The 6,766-nt window shown below is 56.0% G+C and carries 7 protein-coding genes; 5 read left to right on the forward strand and 2 right to left on the reverse strand.

Going from position 1 to position 6,766, the window contains the following annotated elements; translation table 11 throughout:
* Positions 1 to 76: 76 nt before the first annotated feature.
* The 4 genes from argC to erpA all read left to right on the forward strand — a co-directional run bounded on the left by argC (position 77) and on the right by erpA (position 2,721).
* Entirely contained in the window at positions 77 to 1,111 is a 1,035-nt protein-coding gene (gene argC / locus K787_RS0111500; RefSeq protein ID WP_022962958.1) for an N-acetyl-gamma-glutamyl-phosphate reductase, read from the forward strand.
* Positions 1,111 to 1,875, forward strand: a complete 765-nt coding sequence (locus tag K787_RS0111505; RefSeq protein ID WP_022962959.1) for a DUF6776 family protein — start codon at positions 1,111 to 1,113, stop codon at positions 1,873 to 1,875. The genes argC and K787_RS0111505 overlap by 1 nt, the downstream gene beginning before the upstream one ends.
* Entirely contained in the window at positions 1,875 to 2,297 is a 423-nt protein-coding gene (locus K787_RS0111510; RefSeq protein WP_022962960.1) for a bactofilin family protein, read from the forward strand. The genes K787_RS0111505 and K787_RS0111510 overlap by 1 nt, the downstream gene beginning before the upstream one ends.
* 70 nt (positions 2,298 to 2,367) lie before the next feature.
* A complete protein-coding gene (erpA, locus tag K787_RS0111515; RefSeq protein ID WP_022962961.1) occupies positions 2,368 to 2,721 on the forward strand; it encodes an iron-sulfur cluster insertion protein ErpA in 354 nt (117 codons plus the stop codon).
* Positions 2,722 to 2,772: 51 nt separating this feature from the next.
* Here erpA and K787_RS0111520 read toward each other — a convergent pair whose 3' ends face one another.
* Complete coding sequence (locus K787_RS0111520) at positions 2,773 to 3,876, reverse strand: anhydro-N-acetylmuramic acid kinase (protein ID WP_022962962.1); 1,104 nt, start codon at positions 3,874 to 3,876, stop codon at positions 2,773 to 2,775.
* A complete protein-coding gene (locus tag K787_RS0111525; protein ID WP_022962963.1) occupies positions 3,877 to 5,331 on the reverse strand; it encodes an OapA family protein in 1,455 nt (484 codons plus the stop codon). It lies immediately after the preceding gene.
* Between the two features lie 219 nt (positions 5,332 to 5,550).
* Here K787_RS0111525 and tyrS point away from each other — a divergent pair, with 219 nt between their 5' ends.
* Positions 5,551 to 6,750, forward strand: a complete 1,200-nt coding sequence (gene tyrS, locus K787_RS0111530) for a tyrosine--tRNA ligase (protein WP_022962964.1) — start codon at positions 5,551 to 5,553, stop codon at positions 6,748 to 6,750.
* Positions 6,751 to 6,766 lie beyond the last annotated feature (16 nt).

Raw genomic sequence — 6,766 nt, forward strand, 5'->3', positions numbered from 1 at the left:
CAGTGCTGGTATTTTACGTCAGCCCTTTTATCATAGAGAGCCACTAAATATGTACAAAACGATTCGGGAAGCAAAGATGATCAAGATTGGCATTGTAGGCGGAACCGGGTACACCGGTGTCGAGTTGCTCAGGTTGCTGGCGCAGCATCCCCAGGCCCATGTCGAGGTCATTACTTCGCGCTCCGAAGAGGGGCTGCGCGTTGTGGATATGTATCCCAATCTGCGTGGGCACTATGACAACCTGACATTCAGTGTGCCGGATGCCAAAACGCTGGGCGCCTGTGATGTAGTGTTTTTCGCCACCCCGCACGGTGTTGCTCACGCGTTGGCGGGCGAGCTGCTGTCGAGCAACACGCGGATCATTGACCTGTCCGCTGATTTCCGTCTCAAGGATGCCGAGGAGTGGGCTCGCTGGTATGGTCAGCCCCATGGTGCGCCACAGTTGCTCGGCGAAGCCGTTTACGGTCTGCCTGAGGTCAATCGCGAGGCCATCCGTAACGCGCGTCTGATTGCTGTGCCCGGTTGTTATCCCACCGCCGCGCAACTGGGTTTAATCCCCTTGCTTGAGGCCGGTTTGGCCGATCCGGCGCGGATTATCGCTGACTGCAAATCAGGCGTTAGTGGGGCAGGGCGCGGCACCAATCTGGGTTCACTGTTTTGCGAGTCGACCGAGAGCATGAAGGCCTACGCCGTTGCAGGCCACCGTCATCTGCCGGAAATTAGTCAGGGGCTGCGGGAAGCGGCGGGTGGGCCGGTTGGCCTCACTTTTGTCCCACACTTGACTCCTATGATCCGCGGCATACATGCCACTCTGTATACAAGCGTGGCCGACCATTCGGTTGATTTGCAGGCGCTATTTGAACAGCGTTACGCCGAAGAGCCTTTCGTTGATGTCATGCCGGCTGGCAGCCATCCGGAAACCCGCAGTGTGCGAGGAGCCAACGTCTGCCGTATTGCCGTACACCGCCCGCAGGGGGGCGAACTGGTTGTCGTGCTGGCAGTGATCGATAATCTGGTTAAGGGTGCTTCCGGGCAGGCTGTGCAAAACATGAATATTGCGCTTGGGCTCGAAGAAACTCTCGGGTTGTCCCACCCAGCGCTCATGCCCTGATGTTCAAGCCCAAGCGTCGTACTCTGCTCAGCGACCACAGGGTAGTCTTTATCCCGCGCACATCGAGGCTGGTTCAGGTCCTCAAGATAGGCCTGATCGTCACTCTGCTGCTGGCGTCACCGCTGAGCGCCTGGTTTGGCTGGGAATTCGCTTTGCGTTCCCAGCAGGGGGTGTCGCAAGAGCGAGATCATTTGCTGGTCCGGCAGATAGAGCTGGTGACCGAGTTGGACGCGTTGCGCAAAAGTTATCAGCAGTTGGAGGTCGATCTTCTGGTTGCGCGTGAGGCGGTGACCGAGGGGCGCGACATAGTCCAGGAGCTGGAGCAGCAGTTGTTCCGCGTGCAACAGGATCTGGCCCAGTATCAAGGTGCGCTGTCGCCCAATGCGATGGCGCCTGGCTTGCGAATTCAGGCTTTTGAGCTGCACGCCACAGACCAGCCGAATACTTTCCGTTATAAAGTCATGGTCACTCGGGTGGGCGAGGACAGCGATTCAGTTCAGGCACGGTTAGAACTCAATATTCATGGCTTGCAGGACGGGAGCGCCGCGGTCTTGTCGTTAGATGACCTGGTCAGTGACTTTGCCCCGGATGCAATGGACTTGAATTTCCGCTACTTCCAAGTAGTGCCGGCCAATGGCCGGGGCACTGAACTGGTATTGCCGGACAGTTTCGTGCCGGAGCGGGTTACGCTCAAGGCTGTGCAGGACGGTAAAGTACTGGTTGAACAATCATTTGACTGGATAGTGACAGGAGCAAGACCCTGATGTTTGGAGCAGACAGAAATAAGAAGTTGGATATTGGCCGGTTCGGTGGCAAAACCACCATCATCGCCCAGGACGCTGAATTCAAGGGCGACCTCTTTTTCAGCGGCGCATTGCAGGTTGATGGTCGGGTCATCGGCAATGTGGAGGCCACCGGCGGGCTGGTTCGTATCAGTGAGCATGGCTTTGTCGAGGGCATCATCCGTGCGCCCAGCGTGCTGATAAATGGCGAGGTAACGGGCGATGTGCATGCCTCCGAACATTTGGAGTTGGATGCCAAGGCGCGTATCAGTGGCGACCTGTACTATCGTTTCATGGAAATGGTTATGGGCGCCCAGATCAGTGGAAATCTTCATTATCTGGATGCCGCTCTGCCGGTGACGCCTGCTTTGCAAGTAGATGAACGCAACGGCTCGGAAGAATAGTTGACCAAAAGAGTCGGGAACCTGGATAATAGGCTGCTAGTGTGCTTGAGCACCTATTGCTGGAGGATGTATGTCTACTGCTGAAGTTTTTACCCCCACACCCCTGTTGTTCACTGATAATGCCGTGTCCAAGGTGCGTGCGTTGATTGATGAAGAGGGTAACGAGCGTTTGAGTTTGCGGGTTTTCGTTACGGGTGGCGGCTGTTCCGGCTTTCAGTACGGTTTTACCTTTGATGATGAGCTAGCGGAAGACGATACCATCGTCGAGCGCGAAGGCGTCAAGCTGGTCGTTGACCCAATGAGTTTTCAGTACCTTGCTGGGTCCGAGGTCGACTACCTGGAAGGTCTGGAAGGTTCACGCTTTGTCATCAATAATCCCAACGCAGCAACAACCTGCGGCTGCGGATCATCTTTCTCCGTCTGACCCCCCCCTTCGCGGCGCTGGTCGTATGCCCGTGTCGGGCTCGATAGAGTGTCAGGCTGGATAGATTGCGCCAAGAATACGCGCCCCTGCCGCACCGGTCACTGCGGGCAAATTCCCCGTTTGACGTTGGTCACAGCGCCAGGCTAGCCAGGCAAACGCCATGGCCTCCATCCAGTCCGGGTCAACGCCGAGCGCGGATGTTGTCAACACCTGGGTATTTGGCAACTGGTGCGCAATACGCTCAATCAACAAGCTGTTTCGCGCGCCACCGCCGCACAGGTACAGCGCCTGGCTGTCATCGGCGTAATGCTTTGCCGCCTGGCCAATGGAGTGCGCACTTAGCTCCACCAGGGTAGCCTGTACATCCTCAGGAGCTGCGTCACTGGCTTGAGCTTCCAGCATCAGGTGCAGCCAGTGCGGATTAAAGTATTCGCGCCCGGTACTCTTTGGCCCCGTGCGTTGAAAGTAGTCGTCACCCAGCATAGAGTCCAGTAAGCCCGGTAATACCTGCCCGCTACGCGCCCAGTCACCCGCGTGATCGTAGGGTTTGCCCTGGTGCTGGTGTATCCAGTAATCGAGCAGCACGTTGCCGGGGCCGCTGTCGAAGCCGGTTGCAGGCTGGCCGGGGCGCATGATAGTCAGGTTGGCAAAACCGCCAACGTTGACCAGCGTCCGGGTGTTATCGGGATCGCGTAGTAGCCAGTCGTGAAAGGCGGGCACCAGCGGGGCGCCCTCACCGCCAGCAGCGATGTCGCGGCTACGGAAATCGCTTATTACACAGATGCCAGTCAGTTCGGCCAGGAGTGCCGGGGCGCCAATCTGTAAGCTGAAGCCAAATTCAGGGTGATGGCGAACGGTCTGGCCGTGACTACCTACGGTAGCGATCTGCCCCGGGGTGAGCTGGAGTTCATCCAGTAAGTGTTTAACCCCTTTGGCTGCCAGCCGAGCCCAGGCTTGGCCAGCGATGCCCGCGCGATAAATCTCGTTAACATCGGGGCGGCACAGTGCTAGAAGGTCGTCACGTAGTGACTCGGAAAAGGGCATGCAGCAGGCGCCTAGTAGGCGCACATGGTGCGGGGGGAGGATTTCAGTGACAGCAATGTCGATACCATCCAGGCTGGTGCCTGACATGATACCGACATGGAGGTTGGACACTTATTGCTCCAGTAAGGCCACCTGGGTCTCGTTGCTCTGATCCAGGCTGGCCATCATCTTGTTGCTGATAGCCATGAACGCGGTACGTTCGTTTTGCGGAACCGGGTCAGCCACGGGCAAATCGATACCCAGTGGATTCACATGGCGGCCATTGACCAGAAATTCGTAATGCAGATGCGGGCCCGTGGCCAGGCCCGTCATGCCGACGTAACCTATTATCTGGCCCTGCGATACGTTAGTGCCCTGGCGCATATTGTTGGCATAACGACTCATGTGCGCATACAGGGTTTTGTACTTCTGGCCGTGCTGTACGATGATGGTATTGCCGTAACCACCCTTGCGGCCCACGTGCACAATACGGCCATCGCCCGTTGCTTTGATCGGAGTGCCGGTAGCGGCTGCGTAATCCACGCCATTGTGGGCACGGATTTTGTTCAGCACCGGATGCCGGCGGTTGGGGTTGAATTTGGAGCTAATGCGGGCAAATTCAACGGGTGTGCGAATAAAGGCTTTACGCAGGCTAGTGCCGTCGGCGCGGTAATAACTGCTGTAGCCGCTTTTGTCGGTGTACCGCACTGCAGTATAGGTCTTGCCGCGGTTGCTGAAGCGGGCCGCCAGAATATTGTTGGTGCCCACACGCTTATCGCCCACGTGCAGCTCTTCATAGATGACTTCGAAACGGTCACCCTGACGAATATCCCGGGCAAAATCCACGTCGTAACCGAAGATGTTAGCCATCTCCATGGTCAGGTTGTGGGACATTCCCGCCTTCTGGGCGGCGAGAAATAGTGAGCTGGTGATCTCGCCCTGTGCGAACTGAGTCCGAACATCGGGTGTGATCAGTTCGTTATTGGCGATATAGCTGTCGCCGTCACGATCCAGGCGCAGGGTCTCAAGATCGTTGATCTTGGACTTCATTGCATTGAGCTCACCGTTTGTGCCCAGCTTGAAATCTAGAACCTGGCCTGCTTTGAGGCGAGTGAAGCGCTTGGCCTCCGAGCTGCTATTAATCACCGCGTGCAAGGTGTTAGCGGATAGCCCGACACGATTAAACACTACGGACAGAGTGTCACCGCTCGCTACCGTTACGCTCTTCCATTCAGAAGCAGGCTGCGCTTCGGCAACTATGGCCATAGGAAGCTCTACGGGCAATGCCTGATAGTCCCGGCCGCGTAGCGAGGGTTTTGCGGCCAACGGTATGGTTGGTCGGTTCAATTCGTCAGCCAGTGAAAAAGTGACTGTTTCACTGATCAGTGCGTCCAAATCCTTAGACGAGCCCGCTGAATCGAGATGGGCGGTAATAGTGTCTAGATCAAGCTGCACATAGGTTTTGCGCGCTTCTACATCCGAGGTCGGGATAACGAGCAGAAAGATGCTCAGCGCTGCTGCTATACCACTAGCCGCGACGATGTGGCTTTTCGGGTACAGCGGCGGTTTTGTCTTGTGAGAAGGCATAAGCGCTCTTGTGGTCGAGTCTGAATAAAGTGTAATAACTTGCTAAATTATAACTGAAATTGCCTCGTTGCAAGTCTTCAGTGTCACCGCCTGTCAGTTTTCCAGCATGGGGCGCGCTGATATTTTGGCGCAGTGCCGCCCGGCAAACTTGTAATTGGTCAGCAATGTTGTATGTTTGGTTCCCTTTTTTGCCTACCAAAACACAGGATTTTTTGATTTATGAAGCCGGTTGACGAGCAGTTGGCGCTGATCAAGCGTGGTGCGGACGAAATTCTGGTGGAAAGCGAGCTGCGTATCAAGCTCGAGCGTGGCGTGCCGCTGCGTATCAAGGCTGGGTTCGATCCCACTGCGCCGGATTTGCATTTGGGTCATACGGTCCTGATCAATAAGTTGCGCCAGTTCCAGGATTTAGGCCACAAGGTGCTTTTCCTTATAGGTGATTTCACCGGCATGATCGGTGATCCTTCTGGTAAGAATGTGACGCGCCTGCCGCTGACTCGCGAACAGGTGCTGGCTAATGCTGAGACCTATAAAGAGCAGGTATTCAAGATTCTCGATCCGGCATTGACTGAGGTCGTGTTCAATTCCACCTGGATGGACAAGATGACCTCGGCCGACATGATTCAACTGGCCGGCAAGTACACCGTGGCACGCATGCTCGAGCGGGACGATTTTGACAAGCGCTATAAAGGTGGGCAGTCGATCGCCATTCATGAATTCCTTTACCCGCTGGTGCAGGGCTATGACTCTGTGGCCATGCGGGCTGATGTGGAGCTGGGTGGTACCGATCAGAAATTCAACCTGCTGATGGGGCGCGAGCTGCAGCGCCAGTATGGGCAGGAGCCACAGGTTATTCTCACCATGCCGTTGCTTGAGGGTCTGGACGGCATAAAGAAGATGTCCAAGTCCCTGGGTAACTACGTAGGCATCAATGACGCTCCGGGGGAGATGTACAGCAAGATTGTCTCTATGCCAGACAGCTTGATGTGGCGCTACTTTGAACTGCTCAGCTTTCGCAGTATGGAGGCAATCAGTGCATTGCGGGTGGATGTGGATGCAGGCGCCAACCCGCGTGATATCAAGATCAAGTTGGCTGAAGAGTTGGTTGAGCGCTTTCATGGTGCCGAAGCGGCCGCCAGCGCGCATCGTTCTGCGGGCAACCGTCTGAAAGCCGGTGAGCTGCCGGACGATATTCCTGATGTGGTGCTTGATGCCCAGGAGCCTATGCCGGTTTCCGCTGCGTTGAATCGCGCAGGTATGGTGAAAAATGCAGCTGCCGCACGTGATCTGCTTTCTGCAGGCTCGGTCAAGGTCAATGGCGAGGCAGTGGATCGTGATTTCGTCTTCCAGCTAGACACTGAGTACGTTTGTCAGGCGGGGAAAAAGAAGTTTGCGCGCATTACGTTGAAAAAGGCTTGACGGTTTTTTCTCAGCC

Origin of the sequence: Halopseudomonas pelagia CL-AP6 (assembly GCF_000410875.1) — a bacterium.
GTDB classification, from domain to species: Bacteria; Pseudomonadota; Gammaproteobacteria; order Pseudomonadales; family Pseudomonadaceae; genus Halopseudomonas; species Halopseudomonas pelagia.